Genomic DNA, 16,596 nt, shown 5'->3' on the forward strand with positions numbered 1-16,596 from the left:
CGGAAAATCGAACTATATTGACAACGTGTCCGTGACTTCTCCGATCGAGAGAGGGTCAGGAACGCATGAACACCGCCATTGCGGACAATGGCACGCTTATAAAAGGCAGATCGCCCGAATGACGTTGGCCAACATTGCAGTCGGCCTGGACCCCAGCGCCGGTACTCCCGATCGGGTACGCCTAGCGAGAAAGCTCGCCGATCGATTCGATGCCAACCTTACCGGGTTGGCAGCACATGACCCTTTGCCGATAGCGCTATATGGCAGAGGCTCCCATCTCGACGGACGGATTGCAGCGCTGGCGTCGAACAACGCGTTGGCCGAACTCGAAAAGTTGCGGTCGGTCTTTCACGCGATCACATGCGACCGAGCAAGAGTGCACTGGCGTTCGGCGCAGAAGGATCCGCTTTCGTGGTTGCTGGCCGAGAGCGCGGCGTTCGACCTTCTGGTCATGCGCAGCCAGGAAGGCGACGACCCCCAAGAGACGTGCGCGCCCCTGGATCTGGCGGAGTTGATCCTGCGATCGGGACGGCCCGTCCTAGTGACGCCTCCGCATGTCGACGATCTCCCACTGCGATGCACTGTCGTCGCCTGGAAGGACACACGCGAAGCGCGCCGAGCCGTGACGGACGCAATACCGCTATTGAAGTGCAGCGAGCGGGTGCTGCTCGTCTCGGTCGATCTAGCCGGGACCGCTTCCGACTTCGAGGCTGTTAGTGCGCATCTTCATAGTCACGGCATCAACCACGACGCGATCAGACTTAGAACCTCTCCGCACATCGCTGCTACGATATCCGAGTTCGCCCGCAAGGAAGGCGCAGACCTCGTCGTGGCCGGAGCCTACGGACATTCGAGAATGAGAGAACTGGTCTTTGGGAGCGTGACCTATGGTCTCCTGACCTCACTCAGATTGCCGAGTTTGTTCAGCCATTGACCATGATCCGTGTGTTGCTCTCGCGCCTATTCCCGAGCCCGCCCTGATGGGCAAATTTTGGGAAGTATATCGTTCGCACGCAGGCCTCGTCAGGCTCGAGCGCTTGACGGCTCGGCGATGAGAACGAGGCCCGGCCCCTTCATGCGGTGCCGCAGACAGAGACACCACGCCGAAGCCAAAGGAGCTATCCCATATCCGAGACCCCGCAAGAAGAATTGCCGGGAGGAGATGAGACCAAGCCGCCGAGCTTCAACGTCATGCTCATTGATACGTCGATTGCGTCCTGCGGAATGATCGCTTCCATCGGGATGAAGGCGATGGAAACGGCATCGATCGGGCAAACCGTCTCGATGCCGAATGTCTCAGGGTAGGGGCCAGGTTGCCCTTCGAAAGCGGACTCAGCCTGGTGCGAGGCCGAGGAGTGTTCCGAGCGGCACGATGAGTGTGAATCCGCCGTACCAGCCGTCCTTGGGGCGGCGTGCGGTATAGGGATCGAAGTAGCTGTTGCCGTTGACGAGGTACTGGACGGCCGGTTCGAGAGCGATGCCGCGGCCGAAGTCGAAGTGGGCATTGGCCTCGAAGATGAACTTGTCGCGGGAGAAGCCCCGGCCCGAACCGCCGGCTGTGAGGTTTGCCTGGGACAGGAAGGTCGCGTAGTCGTCGGCGATCCGCTGGTAGTTCATCTTCAGGCCGTAGGTGTCGTTCGGCCGGCTCTGGTCGGGCGCCTGCAGCATGACGCCGAAGAACGAGTTGAACTGGATTGGGATCGTCGAGTCGAGTGCGCCACCCGTGCCGGTATAGAGCACCAGCGCGGTGGGGTGCGGGTTGAGCTCGAGGCCGCCATCGGCCCGCCAGACCGTCTGGCTAGCGGTCAGGACGATGCCCGAGGTGCCCTGCCGCTGCAGGACCGGGGCGCCGGGGTTGAGGCCCTTGGCCGTGCCGAAGATCGTGCGGTAGTTATCGTCGTGATCGGCGCTATTGTAGAAGCCGGTCAGCGAGATCCGGGTCGGATAGGCTTCCTGGGTGTAGTCGGTCTTGTAGCCGATCTCGGACATGACCAGCACGCCGGCAAGCTTCTCGTAGCCCCAATCGTATCCGGATAGGTAGTTGGTGCCGGGGTTCACGCTGAAGGCGCCGGCCTGGATGTATGTATTCTCGGAGAGCTTGTAAGCGACGTTGCCGCCCCAGACGCCGAAGAGCGGCGAGGTGAAGCCGGCATTGAAGTAGAACAGGTCCTGGAAGCAGGTATTGATCGAGTTGCAGTTCGGGAGCCCGTAATAGCGGCCCGGATGCGTGCGGCCGACCTCGACCACGAGACGGTCCTCGAGCAGCTTCTGCTGATAGGTGAACAGCGATAGGCGGGTGTCGTTCGGTGTGAAGGGCGGCTGGTAGCCCATCGTGGTGTCGCCGATGGCGCCGGCGAGGTTGGTGTTGCGCACCAATCCAAAGAAGGTCTCGGTAAAATTGATCGAGCCGCCCGCGATGCCGGCGAGCTTCTGCATGTCGGCGGTCATGCTCAGCACGAAATAGGCCGAGTTCGACTGGTTTCCGGGTCGCAGGCCGGCAGAAGGATTGGCCTGATAAAAGTCGTACATGTTGATATCGAAGGTGAAGCCGGCGGCGGCCATGGCGCTCGCCCAATCGGCTAGCGGGCCGACCCTCACCGGCGATACGGCTTTCTCGGCGATGGCCGGATCCGTACGCGCCTGTGTCCTGCCCACGAACCTACCCACCGCAGACGCCGTCTGCGCCGAAGCGTTGCTTGCGCCGAGCGCACTGAGGAGCAAGGCGGCGGAACAGATCAGAGTCTTCTTCCGCAGTAAATGCCGCGAGCGATGATCGATTTTTCGACTAAACTTCATTGTCTCATGCCCTCCAGAAGATCACCGGACAGCCGTGATCAGTCCTCGATGCCGCGCAGCGCAGCATCGGGCCGATCCGTCTCCCCATTGGTCGCTTGGTGCTTCGCTGGATGGCTGCCCCGTCACATCTGACTTCGCGGGCTGCGCAAAATCAGATGTGAACACACATCCGAGTTGATTCCACCTGTGGCTGCAAGACCCAGGTACACATTGCGTCAAGCAATGCGCCACCCGGCCAGCATGACTTTAAAGCTTGCTTGCAGAGCTTGAGCGGTCAACTACCAACCTTCGCTTTCCAAAGGCCACGGCGTCATTCTTGTAAATATGCCACGCTCTATTTGATGCTGCCTTCTTTTCGCGCAGCGAAAGCATAGAGATTCTCCAGGCGATGCGTTGACGCCCCCAGGCCGCCGTGTCAGCCTTTCTCGTCAGGACAAAATAGTGCCGGAAGCGCAACAACTTCGTCGCTCGCATTGCGCGAGCAGCGGACGGCTGTCTTGCAGGAGACCATGATGGACATCACGCGTCGTAGAATATTGAAAGGGTCGACGCTGGCCGCGGCGGCCGTTGCGGCACCGCATTTGTGGTTGCCGACATCGCGTGAGGCCTGGGGCGCCACACTGAAGAAGGGCGAGCCGATCAAAGTCGGCCTGCTGTTCTCCCTGACCGGTCAACTTGCCGTACCGGAAGAAGACTCAACCCTCGTGATGCAATACGCGATCGAGGAAATTAACAAGAACGGCGGCATTGCCGGCCACGAGATCAAGCCGATCATTATCGACGCGAAGTCAGACTTCAATGTCTATTCGGAGAAGGCAAAAGAACTGATCCTGCGCGAGAAAGTGATAGCGCTGTTCGGCTGCTACACGTCGGCGAGCCGCAAGGCGATCCTGCCGATCGTCATGCAGCAGAACAACCTGCTCTACTACCCGACCTGCTACGAGGGCGCCGAATGCACCCAGAACACGATCTGCACAGGTCCGCTTGCAAACCAGCATTCGAAAGACCTGATCCCGTTCATGGTCAAGAACTTCGGCAAGAAGTGTTTCTTCGTCGGCTCGAACTATGTCTGGCCGAAGGAGTCAAACAAGAATGCCAAGCTCTGGCTCCAGAACGCGGGCGGTGAGCTTCTCGGAGAGGAGTACATCCCCCTCGGCAGCTCCGAGTTCGGACCTGTCCTCAACAAGATCCGCGACGCCAAGCCGAACTTCATCTTCTCGACCGTCGTCGGCGCCTCCGACATCGCCTTCCACAAGCAGTTCAAGCAGGAAGGCTTCAAGGTCGACTCGATGCCGATCGCTTCGCTGACCACCGGCGAGATCGAGACCAAGGCGATGGGCGCCGATGTCGGCGCGGGCCACTTCCTGTCGGCGCCGTACTTCCAGACGCTTGAAAACGCGACGAACGCGACGTTCGTCGAGAACTTCCTCAAGAGCAAATACGGGAAGAACGGCAGCACGCACTACAACATGGAAGAGACGTATCTCTCCGCCTACGTCTTCAAGTACGGCCTGGAAAAGGCTCTCAAGAAGACCGGCAACATCGAAGAGGTCACGTCTCGGATGATCCGCGACGTTAGCGGCGGCATTCGGGTCGAGGACGACGTCTCGCCGGAAGGTCTGATCTGGATCGACGGCGACAACTTCAACACCTGGCTGAAGCCCAAGATTGGTCAGTGCCAACCCGATGGCAGCTTCAAGACCGTCTACCAGGCTGCCGAACACGTCGCTCCAGACCCCTATTCGATCTACCCGAATTCCGGGAAGTGCACGGCCGACGGGCTCGTCGCGCCCGACGGTAAAGCACGCAAGAACGTGATTTGACCGCAGACCGACGGCCTCGCGGGAAGCTCTCCCGCGAGGATGGCGCAGACCCGACCGGCATCATTCTTGCCGGCCAAACTCAAGATGAAACTGCGGAGGCATCGTGCCCCACATCGAATTCGCGTCCGTCGTGAATGCGCTGATCCTCGGTCTGAGCATCGCCAGTATTTGGCTGATCGCAGCGATCGGACTGACGATCATTTACGGAACCGTAGGTGTCATTAACATGGCCCACGGCGAGTTCCTCATGCTCGGCGCCTACACATCGTACGTGCTGCAAAGCTTCTTCGGATTGCCGTTTCTGCTCTGCATCCCGGCCTCGTTCTTCGTCGTGGCGGCAGTCGGACTGGTGATCGAAAGGGGCCTGATCCGATACCTCTACAACCGCCCACTCGATACGCTTCTGGCGACCTGGGGCGTGTCGCTCATCCTGATGCAGGGCGTGCGCATCCTCTTCGGCAGCGATCCGAAATACGTCTCCGTTCCCGACATCTTCCAGAGCAATGTCGAGATCGGCTTCGTGAGCCTGTCAGTGTTCCGGATCTTCGTCTTCGGTTTCACTGCGACGGTCGTCGCCGGCACCGTCTATCTCTTCTACCGTACCCGGTTCGGCATGCAGGTGCGTGCCGTGATGCAGAACAAGGAGATGGCAGCCTCCTTCGGCATCAACGCGGATCGCGTCTACATGACAACCTTCGCCATCGGGGCTGGCCTCGCAGGCATGGCCGGTTGCCTGTTCGGCGTACTGGCAATCGTCCTCCCGACGATGGGCACAGCCTATGTGGTTCAAGCCTTCCTCGTAGTTGTCGTCGGCGGCGGAACCCTGATCGGAAGTGTCGCGGCCTCTGGCTTGACCGGTGAATTGCAGTCCATCTTCGCGATGGTCTCGAACGACACCTTCGCGCGCTTCCTCCTCTACGTGCTCATCGTCGTCTTCCTGCGGTTTCGTCCGCGCGGCCTCTTCGCCGTCGCCAAAGCGCGTCGCTGAGTTCTCGGAAAGATCAGTATAGATCGATGACAAAGAACCTCTTCCACAACAGGTCGGCTCAGTGGACGGTCTACGCCGTCTTCTTCCTCGGCCTCGCCATCATCCCGACCTTCGTCAGCGATGGCTTCCTGCTCAATCAGTTCGCGACCTACGGCGTCTACGCGATGCTGGCCCTCTCGATCAGCCTGTGCTGGGGCTTCGGCGGCATCCTGAACCTCGGTCAAGGCATCGCCTTCGGCTTGGCCGCCTACGGCATGGCGATGACCATGCAGATGCAATCTCAGGATGCTTCGAACCCGCTGCCTCCCTTCATGGCGAACAACAGCCTCGAACATCTGCCGTTCTTCTGGGAGCCGTTCTGGAGCACGGGCTTCGGTATCTTCCTGGCGTTGTTCGTGCCGACGCTGTTCTACGTGATCTTCGGAAGCTTGATGTTTCGCGCCCGCGTCTCGGGCCCGTTCATCGCGATCATGACGCTCGCGATGCTCAGCGCTCTCAATACGCTGATCCTCGACATGCAGCCCTACACCAACGGTGTGAACGGCATCTCGCCGCCGGCCGCCCTGCAGATCTTCGGCACCGAGATCGATCCGTATAGCCCCAAGGCATATTGGATCGTCCTCATCCTGCTCATCCTGACGACCGTCGCCTCGAAACTGCTGACGCACAGCAAGTTCGGGCTCGTCGTCCAGGCCCTGCGAGGAGACCCGGAGCGCGTGCGCTTCCTCGGCTACAACGTCGCCCTCTACGAGACGGTCATCTACACCATCTCCGGATTGATCGCGGCGATTGCGGGCTGCCTCTGGGTGATGCTGGTCCAGTACGTGTCGCCTGCGCAGCTCGACGTCACCTTCAGCATCACCATGGTGATCTGGGCCGGGATCGGCGGACGGCTGTCGCTGCTCGGCTCCATCTTCGGTGCGCTGATGATCCAGGGCGGCCAAAGTTATCTGGGCGACCAGTTCCTCAATACCTGGCTCCTGCTGCTCGGCGGCTTCTTCATCCTGGTCGTCCGCTTCCTGCCGCGCGGGCTGGCCGGGTTGCTCGAAAAGGTTCTCGGCATGGTGGCCAACCGCCAACTCAGGGCCTCCGATCCCATTGCGCCCCCCCACGCCGTCGGCGCTCCAGCCAAGTGAGGACAAGACAATGGGCGTTCTCGAAATCCACAATCTGCACAAGAGTTTCGGTGGCACGCACGTCATCAACGACTTCAGCCTCGACGTGACGGAATTGACCCTGTGCTGCCTCGTCGGTCCGAACGGTGCCGGCAAGACGACGACGATGGACCTGATTACCGGGCGCCAGAAGCCCACCTCGGGGAAGATTGTCCTGCGCAACGACGACATCACAGGTCTGGGCGAACACGAAATCGCCCAGCGCGGAATCGGGAGGAAGTTCCAGGTTCCGGCCGTGTTCCGTGAGCTGAGCGTGCGCCAGAACTTCGAGGTCTCGTATTCGCAGGAGGTCAATCCCTTCCGAAACATGCTCCGCCGCCAGCCGGCGGGCTTTAAGTCGCGGCTCGACGAGGTCGCGACGTTGACCGGGTTGAAGGACCGACTCGACGTGGAGGCAGGCTTTCTTTCCCACGGCGAAACGCAATGGCTCGAGATCGGCATGGTGCTGATGCAGAACCCAGCCATCCTGCTGCTGGACGAACCCGTTGCCGGGATGACCGAGTCCGAGATCGAGAAGACGATCGTCTTCCTCAACCAGCTCAAGAAGAACCACACCCTCATCGTCGTCGAGCACGACATGGGTTTCGTGCGCGAAATCGCCGACGTCGTGACGGTGATGCACATGGGAAGCTTCCTCGCCCAGGGGAAGCTCAGTGAAATCGAGAACAACCCGAAGGTGCGGGAAGTCTATCTTGGCGAACCGGAGATCTGACCGTGCTGCTCTCTCTCGGAAACGTCACCTCCTATTACGGCAAGACGCCCATCCTGAAGGATATCGGCTTCGATCTGCCGGAAGGCCAGTGCCTGTGTGTGCTCGGTCGCAACGGCGTCGGCAAGACGACTCTGTTGCGCACCATTATGGGCCTCACGGACCGCTCGAACGGCGAGATTAGAATCTCCGGCGATGCGATCGGCGACGCGCCGACTTACAAGCGCGCGAAATACGGCCTCGGCTACATCCCGCAGGGCCGCCAGATCCTGCCGCACTTCACGGTGAAGGAGAACATCCTGCTCGGCACGTTCGCGCGCACCGACGGCAAGGAGGAAGTGCCGGAGCTCTGCCTGAGCCTCTTCCCCTATCTCGCCCAGAACCTGCATCGGAAGGCAGGTCTACTGTCGGGCGGCCAGCAGCAGCAACTTGCGATTGCGCGTGCCCTCGCGACGAACCCACGCATCCTTCTGCTGGATGAGCCAACGGAAGGCATTCAGCCGAACATTGTTGCCGAAATCGGCCATACGCTCGGGCGCCTGAACAAAGAATTCGGCATCACGCTGATCCTGACCGAGCAGCACATCAAGGTTGCGCGAAAGCTCGGCGATGCCTTCCTGATGATGGAGAACGGTCGCATCGTCGCGCGTGGTCCCATCGGAGACATGACGGACGAGCTGATCGATCGACACATGACGATTTGAGCGGGGTTGCCGTCCTGTCGGGACGGCGAGTGCCAGGGACCAGCGGCGTCGATCACGCGCTGCTGGTCGGTCTTCCCGTCTTGGGGCTACTCGCAGGAGCGGGCTTTTGTGGGCCGCGGCGTCGGCTCATCCAAGGCGGCAGGATGAACCGCTCGGTGTTGTAGGGTTCCGGCGCGATCATCGAGAGCGGTTTCCGGTGATCGTGGATCTGATAGAAGATGTGCGGCATGCCGAGCGACGGGTCGTGGGTCACGACCGGGTATGGAACGGCGGCCTGCCAGTCGGGATGATAGCGGATCGTGCCGTGCACGCTCCTATAGATCATGCCCTTGAGTGCCTTTGCGACCTTGCGGTTCTGTTCGAAATCGCCGGGCGGCCCAGATCCCCCGGCCATGGCGGCGGCTACGGCGTAGTGGTGCATGTTGCTGTACGATTGGCATCCGATCGTCGCGCTGGCGCCCTCACCGAAGCGGGCATTGTAGCGAGCCTCGAAGCTCTTCCCGACCTCGTCGCGCAAGAGGCCAATGACGGAGGAGACGATGATGCCGACGCTCGATTCCTGGGCAATGTCGGCGAAGGTGCGGTGCATCGCGCCGTATTGCAGGTAGACGAGGCAGTCGATCGGGTTCTCCATGAACTGCCGCTGGAAATAAGCGAGATCTGCCGCGTAGAAATGCGTGTTGGCAACGACAGCCGGATTTGTTGCGCGAACCTCTTCGATGACCTCGCGCCACTGCGTCGTCGGCGTCTGCACGATCCTCGGGCCGAAGCAGAGGCGCCAGCCGTAATCGGCTGCTGCGGCCGCCATCGATTGGGCAATGACGATGCTGTACGGCTTCGACCCGGCGATGATGGCCAGCCGGTCTGAACTCGGCGTCCATTGCCCGGTATCGCGCAGCCAGGAGAGGAACTTGATGAAGCCCGGCCCGTACCAATAATCCGCCGGGTCGGCCATGAAACACCCGAAGTAGCGCTCCGGATCGCTCATCACGGTGTCGTGGTGCTGCAGCAGCGTGTTGGCGTGGACGTAAATTATCCCCGCATCGGCGATCGGCTCGTATTCGGAATTCTGCGGACCAATGTTGTAGCCGCAGACAATCGCATGGACCTGATGCTTCTCGATCAGCATGCGTGCCGCGGCTACGACCTCTTCGGCCGTCTGCCGGCAGGTATCGGCGAAGATCGGCCGGAACCTGCGACCGAGCAAGCCGCCTTGGGCGTTCAGTTCCTCGACCGCGAGGATCATCCCATTGCGGAACTCTGCGCCGTCGGCGGCGGAGGGCCCTGTCAGCGGGATCATGCTCCCGATCGGAATCGGCGGCAGTTCGACGGACACTCGCTTAAACCTACCTTGATTATTCATTCCGGCCGGCGCACTTGCCCCGGCTCGAACAGGAGATTGTGCATCAAGACGCGCAGACGCGGCGGGCTCGCCGGCTTGATCAGGACCGGCAGACCCGCCTCGCGGATACCCTGGAGAACCTTAGGCTCGGCATCGGCGGTGACGATGAAGGCGGGCGTCTCCGCGCCAAACGCCTTTCGCAACTCGCGCACCACGTCGACGCCGGTCCGGCTGGTCAGGTTGTAGTCGGCCACGATCAGGCGGACCTGCGTTCCGGAGCGCGCCAGTCGCAAGGCCTCTTCCTCGTTGGCGGCGGCGTGAACCTCGATGCCCCATCGTTGAAGGAGCTGCGTCATGCTCCGGCGCAGGATGTCGTCATCTTCCACGAGCAGAACCGGAATCCCGACAAACTCACCGGCGACGGTCTCGCTGATCTCAGCGTCCCCGCCTTCACTGTGCCAGATGTTGCCGAACGGGACCGTCACGGAAAAGATCGAGCCGCGCTTCGGCCAGGATCTCAACCTCACGGGAAGTTCGAGCAGATCGGCGAGCCGTTTGACGATGTTCAGGCCGAGGCCAAGCCCGTTCTTCTCGCTGCGCCGCTCGTCTGTGACACGATAGAACTCATCGAAGACACGCTCGTGATCCGCGTCTTTAATGCCGCGACCGGTATCGACGACCTCGATGCGCAGGAATTTTCCCTCCTTGCGGCAGCCGATCAAGACCCCTCCGACCTCGGTGAATCGGATGGCGTTGGCGACGAAGTTGCTCAGGATACGCTCAAGCAAAGCCCGATCGGTGGCAATCGTGTCGCGCGGAGTGACGAAGCGCAGCCGCAGGCCTTTCGCCTCAGCCTGGTGCCGGAACTGGATGTCGAGCCGCTCGAAAAGTTGGGAGAGCTGGAAACTCGTAATGCGCGGCTTGATCCGACCCGCATCGAGCTGCCCGATCTGGAGGAGCGCGCCGAGCAGGTCCTCCATGATCAGCGCCGCCACGCTCATCGCGTGCAACATTTCGGCGCGCGCATCCTGGTCGGTTTCGCGGAGGCAACTGTAGATAAGAATCTTGAGAGAGGCGAGCGGCTGGCGCAGATCGTGGTTGGCAGCTCTCAGGAAGCGCGACTTCGCCTCGTCGGTCGCCTCCGCGGCTTCCTTCGCCTCGCGCAGAGCCTGCTCGTTGCGCTTCATCGCGGTGACGTCGGAGTAAGTCGCCGATAGGCCGCCGTCGCGCGTCGGACGCTGCGTCACGTTCATGACGAGGCCGGCGGCGAGGATGTAGTCGGCCGACTTCTCGAGCCCGAAATTCGCGATTTCCTCCCGAACCCAGAGATCCGGATCTGCAAGCACGACTTCCCGGGAATGGGCGAGGCGACCTACAAAATCGTCGAAGAGTTCGCCTGCCGTCGGTGTGACGCCAAGCGTGCGCCGTAGGGTTTCGTTGGCATAGGCGAGGCGGCGATCGGAGCGCCAGATCGCGATTCCGCTCGGCAGCGCATCCAGTCCCGCCAGAACCGTCGGATCTAGGGCAGGCCGGATTTCCGCTGTGAGATCTGGCTCGTCAGCCACGTTCCGTCGCCGCCAGCGGGCCGAAATACTTGATCGCATAATGCACGGCTTCGGCACGATCGCGCATGTTCAAGCTCTTCATGACGTTGCCGAGGTGGACACGGACCGTATGGCTGCTGAGATCGAGTTCCGATGCGATCCGCTTCACGGAGTAGCCCTGGCCCAGCAACAGGAGGATGTCCCTCTGACGCTCCGTCAGCACGCCGACGTCGCGTTCGGCTGCCGCCCCTTCGTTCAGATGCTGGCCGTTCTGCAGCGGCACGGACGGTGCGACGGCACCGCCCGACCGCTCGATGATGCGACGAGGAAATGAAACCTCGCCCTCCAGCACGCGTTCGAGCGCGCGCTCGATCTCCTGACCGCCGGATGATTTCGGGATGTAGCCGATCACCCCATGTCCGAGCGATCGCATGACGTGGTCGACGTCTTCGTGAACCGAGATTACGACGACTGGAACGTCGGGAAAAGAGGCGCGAAGACGACGAAGGCCGTCGAAATCCGAGAAACCGGGCATGACGAGATCGACGAGCATCAAGTCGACATCGGGATGACCTTCGAGGATTGCTTGAGCCTCGTCGAACGTCTCCGCCTCAAACAAATCGAGAGATTGCCGCAAGCCTCGCAATACTTGCTTGAGGGATTCTCGCACGACCCAGTGATCGTCGGCGATGAGGATCTTCATGCGAGCAGGACCGCCCCTGTCATGCGCTGCGCCCAATGTGACGACGGCACCTCCCCGGAACCGCCAATCCAACAGCCTTACCCGTCATGACGGTAAGCTGCCAAGGGGCGCTGAGCGCTATCCGGATGAATTGGGTCGCAATATGCGAGCCAGATTACCAATGCGTCTAGTCATATTTGTTAGACGTATCGGCGTAGAGCAGGATCCTTGTTTTGCGCGCACCCGCGCCGACTGATCTCACCAAGAGAAAGCCGGATATAGGTGGCATCACCGCGTATCAGATCGGATCGAAGCCGTCGCAGGAAGCTCGGCCAACCGGTCGATATCATGTCACGCAGCGAAGCTGCTCGCGCATCGAGCCTGCTGCACACATTCTAAGCATGATGTGCCGACAAATAGGTCTAGACGAAACATCTAGACGTATTGACGCCCAATCGGAACGGAGCGTAGCTTTTACGTCGCAGAGATAAACAGAAGGAATCATCTCCTCTGCAAGCAACGGCCGCGCTTTGCCAAGTCGTCCGATGATTGCGCCTCGTATTGGGGGGCGCCTCAGCCAAGAGGATTGTAATGGAACCGATTCCGAAGAAGGGCACCCCGGAGCGCCAGCGTCTGATCGACGAGCACAAGGCGTGCATGGATTCCATGAAGGGGGTGGCCGGAAACTCTGTCCTGCTCTGCGAAACGCCCGGCGACACCACAGTAGTGACCGGTGGCGTGCACGCCGACCCTGTCCTCAAGCGGGTTCTGCTCCGCATGCGGGGCGAGAACCCGAAGGGCAAACTAATCGTGATCTGCACGAAGATCGATGCGGAATGGCGGATCGGTCGGTTGTCGGGAATTCGGGGTGTTCCGCCCGAATTCGTCAACGACAAGATCTATACCGATGAGCAGGAGATTCAGCACGACATCTTCCTGATGCGTCTGGATGAACTCTCGGACAGCTACGGCTTTCCGGAAGATTTCCACGAAGGCTGGAAACGCAAGGACGACAACTGGCCGGTCACCTGATCCGCCGCCCGTCTTCACCTCCGCCACCTTAACCGAATTCGGCCGCGCTCAAGGCCGGCGAAGGCGCGCCCGCGAGGCAAGTCCGCGCTTCATCGAGGATTGGTCAGATGAGTTACATGAGGTTGACCGGATACGCTGACAAATTCGGCGTCCATCCCGGTGATACGATCAAGTTCTACGTCAACTGCGATGGCCCGGCCGAGTACAAGGTCGAAATCGTCCAGATCATCAATGGCGACACCAACCCACGTGGCCCAGGCTACATCGACAAGCCGATCGAGGCGTCGGTGAATGGCACCTACAAGGGCCGGAAGCAGATCATCCACGGTGGCTCGTACGGCTATGTGCCGGATGCCAAGGCCTTTCACGTCGAGAGCTTCACGCTCCAGTGCTGGATCTGGCCGACTGCACCCAAGACCCACCCGCGCTACTGGAAGCACGGTGCCCAGGGCCTTGTTACCAAGTGGTCGGACGATTGCGGCTACGGCCTGTTCATCAACGAGGATGGCTGCCTCGAGCTTCGCATCAACGAGCACCGGATCACCACTGGCGTCCCGATCCGCGATCACGCCTGGCACTTCTGTGCGGCCACCTTCGATGCCGAGACCGGCGACGTCGTTCTCTATCACGAGGCGCAGGTCGTCTATGCGCTCGACCCGGAGATTGCGCCGGTCAAGACGAACCTGAAGCTCGCCATAGCTCATGCGCCGGTCCCCGTCGCCCTCGCGGCATATGTCGAAAAGCTGGCGCCGGACGATCCGCTTACGCAGTCTTCGAAGCCCGCCGGCGTGGTCTTCGCGGGCAAATACAATGGCAAGATCGACAGCCCTCGCATCTGTAATCGTGCACTTTCGCGTGCCGAGATCGAGATGATGAAGGCCGGTGCCCAGCCGGGCCTGACCGAGCGCCGTAACTGCGGCCCGACAGGCAAGCTCTCCGAGTGCATCGTCGCCGCCTGGAACTTCTCCGTCGGCATCGACACGCTGTTCTGCAAGGACGAGGGTCCATACCGCTTCGACGCGACCCTGGTGAACTGCCCGAACCGGGCCATGACCGGCTACAACTGGTCGGGCCAGAATTTCGATTGGAAGCACGCTCCGCAGGAATACGGCGCGATCAGCTTCCACGACGACGATGTCGACGACGCGCGCTGGGTGTCCGACTTCGAATGGACGGTGCCCGAGACCGGCGTGAAGAGTCGCTTCTACGGTGCCAAGTTGACCACCGCTGAGGGTGACGAGGACTTCATCCCGTTTTGGGTGGTCCCGCGCGTCGGCCAGGAGACGGCCAAGATCGCCGTCATGGTCCCGACCATCAGCTACATGGCCTATGCGAACGAACACGTGGCCTGCAACGCCGGTGGCGCAGAACTGTTCGTCTATCGCGTGCCGATCATGCAGGAGCAAAACATGTTCCTGTCTGAGCACCGCGAATACGGCGGCTCGATCTACGACACCCACACCGACGGCACCGGCATCTCGATCTCGTCGCGCCTGCGGCCGATCCTGTCGATCCGGCCGAAATACGATCACTTCCTCGCACAGGCGCCGTGGCAATACCCTGCCGATCTACACCTCATCTACTGGCTCGAGACGATGGGCTACGATTATGATGTCTTCACTGACGAAGACATCACCTATGACGGGCTTGCTCGGATCGAGAATTACAACGTCATCATCACGGGCTCGCATCCGGAGCACAACTCCGGCGCACAGCTCGATGCGCTCCACAACTATACGCAGCGCGGCGGTCGCCTGATGTATATGGGCGCGGACGCCTGGTACTGGGTCCACTCCTACCACCCCGGCTATGCCGACAAGGGCCGCGGCGTCGTCACCGAGATGCGCCGCTGCGAATCCGGCATCCGGACCTGGCGGGCCGATCCCGGCGAGTACTATCACCAAGGCACCGGTGAACTCGGTGGCATGTGGCGCTTCCGCGGCCGCTACCTGCATTCCGTCGCGGGTGTTGGCATGTCCTCGGAAGGCTTCGACGTCTCGTCCTACTTCTCGCGGACGCCGGACAGCCTCGACGAGCGAGTGGCCTGGGCCTTCGAGGGCATCGGCTACGATGAGAAGCTCGGCAATTTCGGTCTCGTCGGCGGCGGCGCTGCTGGCCTCGAGTTGGACATCGTCGACACCATGCTCGGCTCGCCGCCCCACACTCTGGCGGTGGCGACCTCGGCCGGCCGGCACACCGAAGCCTACCTCCTCGTCATGGAGGATTTCGGCTTCAACCAGCAGGGTCTCGATGGCACCACGCATCCGCGTGTGCGGGGCGACATTGCCTTCCACGAGACCCCGAACGGCGGTGGCTGCTTCGCCTTCTCGTCGATCGCGTTCTGCGGTTCGCTGCCCTGGAACAATTGCGACAACAACATCTCGCGGCTCGTGAAGAACGTGCTCGACCGCTTCTCTATGGACGGGCCGCTGCCCGCTCCACCGGCAGGCGCCATCAAGCATCGTGGCCGGGCGGATTACGATCCGAACCCGATCGAGCACCAGAGCCGTAGGGCCCGCGGCGAGCCTCTCCCGGCCTGACCCCCTCACGATCGATCTCCGGACCCTCTTTGGAGGGCCCGGAGTGAGGACGAGGGGTGTGCAAGCCCCGCACGCCTCTCGTCCAATTCCATGCGCCAGCGATGTCCTCCGGATAGCTCCTCCAGGATCGCCGATGTCTGTCAGATCATACCCCGCTGTCTCTCACGCTATGCCCGCGGCAGGCTTCATCACGGATCGCCCCGATCTCGGCCACGCCGCGGATGGACGGGATCTCTCCGATGCTTCCTTCTTCGCCGAGGCGCTGGATCCTTTAGAGCCACGCTATCTTCCGCCGACGGCCTATCGCTCCCTCGCCTTCGCCAACCTCGAGGACGATGCTGTCTGGACACGCAACTGGGTGTGCATCGGGACGCTGGAAGAAATCCCGAAGACGAACGACCTTCTGCCCTTCACGGTCGGGCATCACGGTGTCCACGTTCAGCGGCGCGCTGACGGCGGCCTCGTCGGACGGTTCAACAAGGCTCAGCATGGAGGTTGCCGAGCCGTACCGCTTCAATGCCAGACGGGCACCAAGACGCGGTGCTCCTTTACCGCCTGCGGCTACAGCCGCGACGGCCTGCCCATCCCGGCCACGCCGGATGGCGGCCCGACACCCGCCATGCATCAGTATCTCGGTTTGCGACCGGAGCGGCTATTGCCGGTCGCGGTGCGAACCTCGGGCTCGATGATCTTCGTCAATCTGGACGTCGGCGCGACCTTCGAACCGATCCAAAACCTCGCCTTCGAGGACGAGACGTCCGGCCCCGTCGGCACGACCCAGACCTTTCGCCGTGATTATGCGGCCAACTGGAAACTGCTGCTGGGAGCGCTGGCAGCTGGCGAGGTCGCGTTGCCGACCAGCGACAGCCTCTGGCTTACGACGAAGCTGAAGGATGGCACGGCGGCCGAGGCCCGGATCCTGTTTCCCAATCTGATTCTGTTTTCAGCGCGCGGCGAGACCTGCGCCGTCATCGTCCAGCCGACCGCTCTCGGCGAGACTCTGTGCCGGATCGCCCTGTTCGGAAACCGGACGCGCAGCGCGGTCGACTGGCTTGCCGAACTCGATGCGCGTTCTCGTCGCGCGACCGAGCTGCAACGAGACATATCGGAGGCTTGGGACACGAGCGTGGCACCCCATCACACGCCTCCGAATGCGGCCGAGCGCTGGCTGTACAAGCGGCTCGCCGCCGCGGTCCGAGCACGGCCGCAGGTCGAGATAACCGAACCCCTCTACGCGACAGCTTTAGGCAGGAGACGCTAA

At 61.5% G+C, this 16,596-nt stretch carries 13 protein-coding genes; 9 read left to right on the forward strand and 4 right to left on the reverse strand.

Annotated elements, in window-relative coordinates; genetic code table 11:
* A partial coding sequence (locus MGN01_RS19180; protein WP_210246088.1) for a universal stress protein occupies nt 1-934 on the forward strand: 934 nt, incomplete at its 5' end.
* 398 nt (nt 935-1,332) lie between these two features.
* Here the strand turns inward: MGN01_RS19180 and MGN01_RS19185 are convergent.
* The gene (locus MGN01_RS19185; RefSeq protein ID WP_147048442.1) at nt 1,333-2,796 is read right to left on the reverse strand and encodes a carbohydrate porin; all 1,464 of its coding nucleotides are present in this window, start codon (nt 2,794-2,796) and stop codon (nt 1,333-1,335) included.
* Nucleotides 2,797-3,308: 512 nt separating this feature from the next.
* Between MGN01_RS19185 and MGN01_RS19190 the strand changes: the two genes are divergently transcribed.
* The 5 genes from MGN01_RS19190 to urtE all read left to right on the forward strand — a co-directional run bounded on the left by MGN01_RS19190 (nt 3,309) and on the right by urtE (nt 8,195).
* A complete protein-coding gene (locus tag MGN01_RS19190; RefSeq protein ID WP_147048478.1) occupies nt 3,309-4,619 on the forward strand; it encodes a transporter substrate-binding domain-containing protein in 1,311 nt (436 codons plus the stop codon).
* A 103-nt stretch (nt 4,620-4,722) separates the two neighbouring features.
* Nucleotides 4,723-5,607, forward strand: a complete 885-nt coding sequence (gene urtB / locus MGN01_RS19195) for an urea ABC transporter permease subunit UrtB (protein ID WP_373866605.1) — start codon at nt 4,723-4,725, stop codon at nt 5,605-5,607.
* Nucleotides 5,608-5,633: 26 nt separating this feature from the next.
* Nucleotides 5,634-6,743, forward strand: a complete 1,110-nt coding sequence (gene urtC / locus MGN01_RS19200) for an urea ABC transporter permease subunit UrtC (RefSeq protein WP_147048443.1) — start codon at nt 5,634-5,636, stop codon at nt 6,741-6,743.
* 10 nt (nt 6,744-6,753) lie between these two features.
* Nucleotides 6,754-7,494: an urea ABC transporter ATP-binding protein UrtD gene (urtD, locus tag MGN01_RS19205; RefSeq protein WP_147048444.1), complete on the forward strand. Its 741-nt coding sequence runs from the start codon at nt 6,754-6,756 to the stop codon at nt 7,492-7,494.
* A gap of 2 nt (nt 7,495-7,496) precedes the next feature.
* Nucleotides 7,497-8,195, forward strand: coding sequence for an urea ABC transporter ATP-binding subunit UrtE (urtE, locus tag MGN01_RS19210; RefSeq protein WP_147048445.1), 699 nt, complete (start codon nt 7,497-7,499; stop codon nt 8,193-8,195).
* Between the two features lie 52 nt (nt 8,196-8,247).
* On the opposite strand, the gene MGN01_RS19215 is transcribed toward urtE, so the two are convergent.
* Genes MGN01_RS19215 through MGN01_RS19225 form a run of 3 tightly spaced genes read right to left on the reverse strand, consistent with a single transcriptional unit; the run spans nt 8,248 to nt 11,784 of the window.
* Nucleotides 8,248-9,558, reverse strand: a complete 1,311-nt coding sequence (locus tag MGN01_RS19215; RefSeq protein WP_147048446.1) for an ABC transporter substrate-binding protein — start codon at nt 9,556-9,558, stop codon at nt 8,248-8,250.
* Entirely contained in the window at nt 9,555-11,102 is a 1,548-nt protein-coding gene (locus tag MGN01_RS19220; protein WP_238258404.1) for a hybrid sensor histidine kinase/response regulator, read from the reverse strand. Before MGN01_RS19220 ends, MGN01_RS19215 begins: the two co-directional genes overlap by 4 nt.
* On the reverse strand, nt 11,095-11,784 hold the full coding sequence (locus MGN01_RS19225) for a response regulator (protein ID WP_147048448.1): 690 nt from the start codon (nt 11,782-11,784) through the stop codon (nt 11,095-11,097). Before MGN01_RS19225 ends, MGN01_RS19220 begins: the two co-directional genes overlap by 8 nt.
* 570 nt (nt 11,785-12,354) lie before the next feature.
* Here MGN01_RS19225 and MGN01_RS19230 point away from each other — a divergent pair.
* From MGN01_RS19230 to MGN01_RS19240, 3 genes are all read left to right on the forward strand, one after another.
* The gene (locus MGN01_RS19230; protein ID WP_147048449.1) at nt 12,355-12,795 is read left to right on the forward strand and encodes a N,N-dimethylformamidase alpha subunit family protein; all 441 of its coding nucleotides are present in this window, start codon (nt 12,355-12,357) and stop codon (nt 12,793-12,795) included.
* 116 nt (nt 12,796-12,911) lie between these two features.
* A complete protein-coding gene (locus MGN01_RS19235) occupies nt 12,912-15,335 on the forward strand; it encodes a N,N-dimethylformamidase beta subunit family domain-containing protein (RefSeq protein WP_238258406.1) in 2,424 nt (807 codons plus the stop codon).
* Nucleotides 15,336-15,468: 133 nt separating this feature from the next.
* The gene (locus tag MGN01_RS19240; protein ID WP_147048451.1) at nt 15,469-16,596 is read left to right on the forward strand and encodes a Rieske (2Fe-2S) protein; all 1,128 of its coding nucleotides are present in this window, start codon (nt 15,469-15,471) and stop codon (nt 16,594-16,596) included.

The organism is Methylobacterium gnaphalii, assembly GCF_007992215.1.
GTDB lineage: Bacteria > Pseudomonadota > Alphaproteobacteria > Rhizobiales > Beijerinckiaceae > Methylobacterium > Methylobacterium gnaphalii.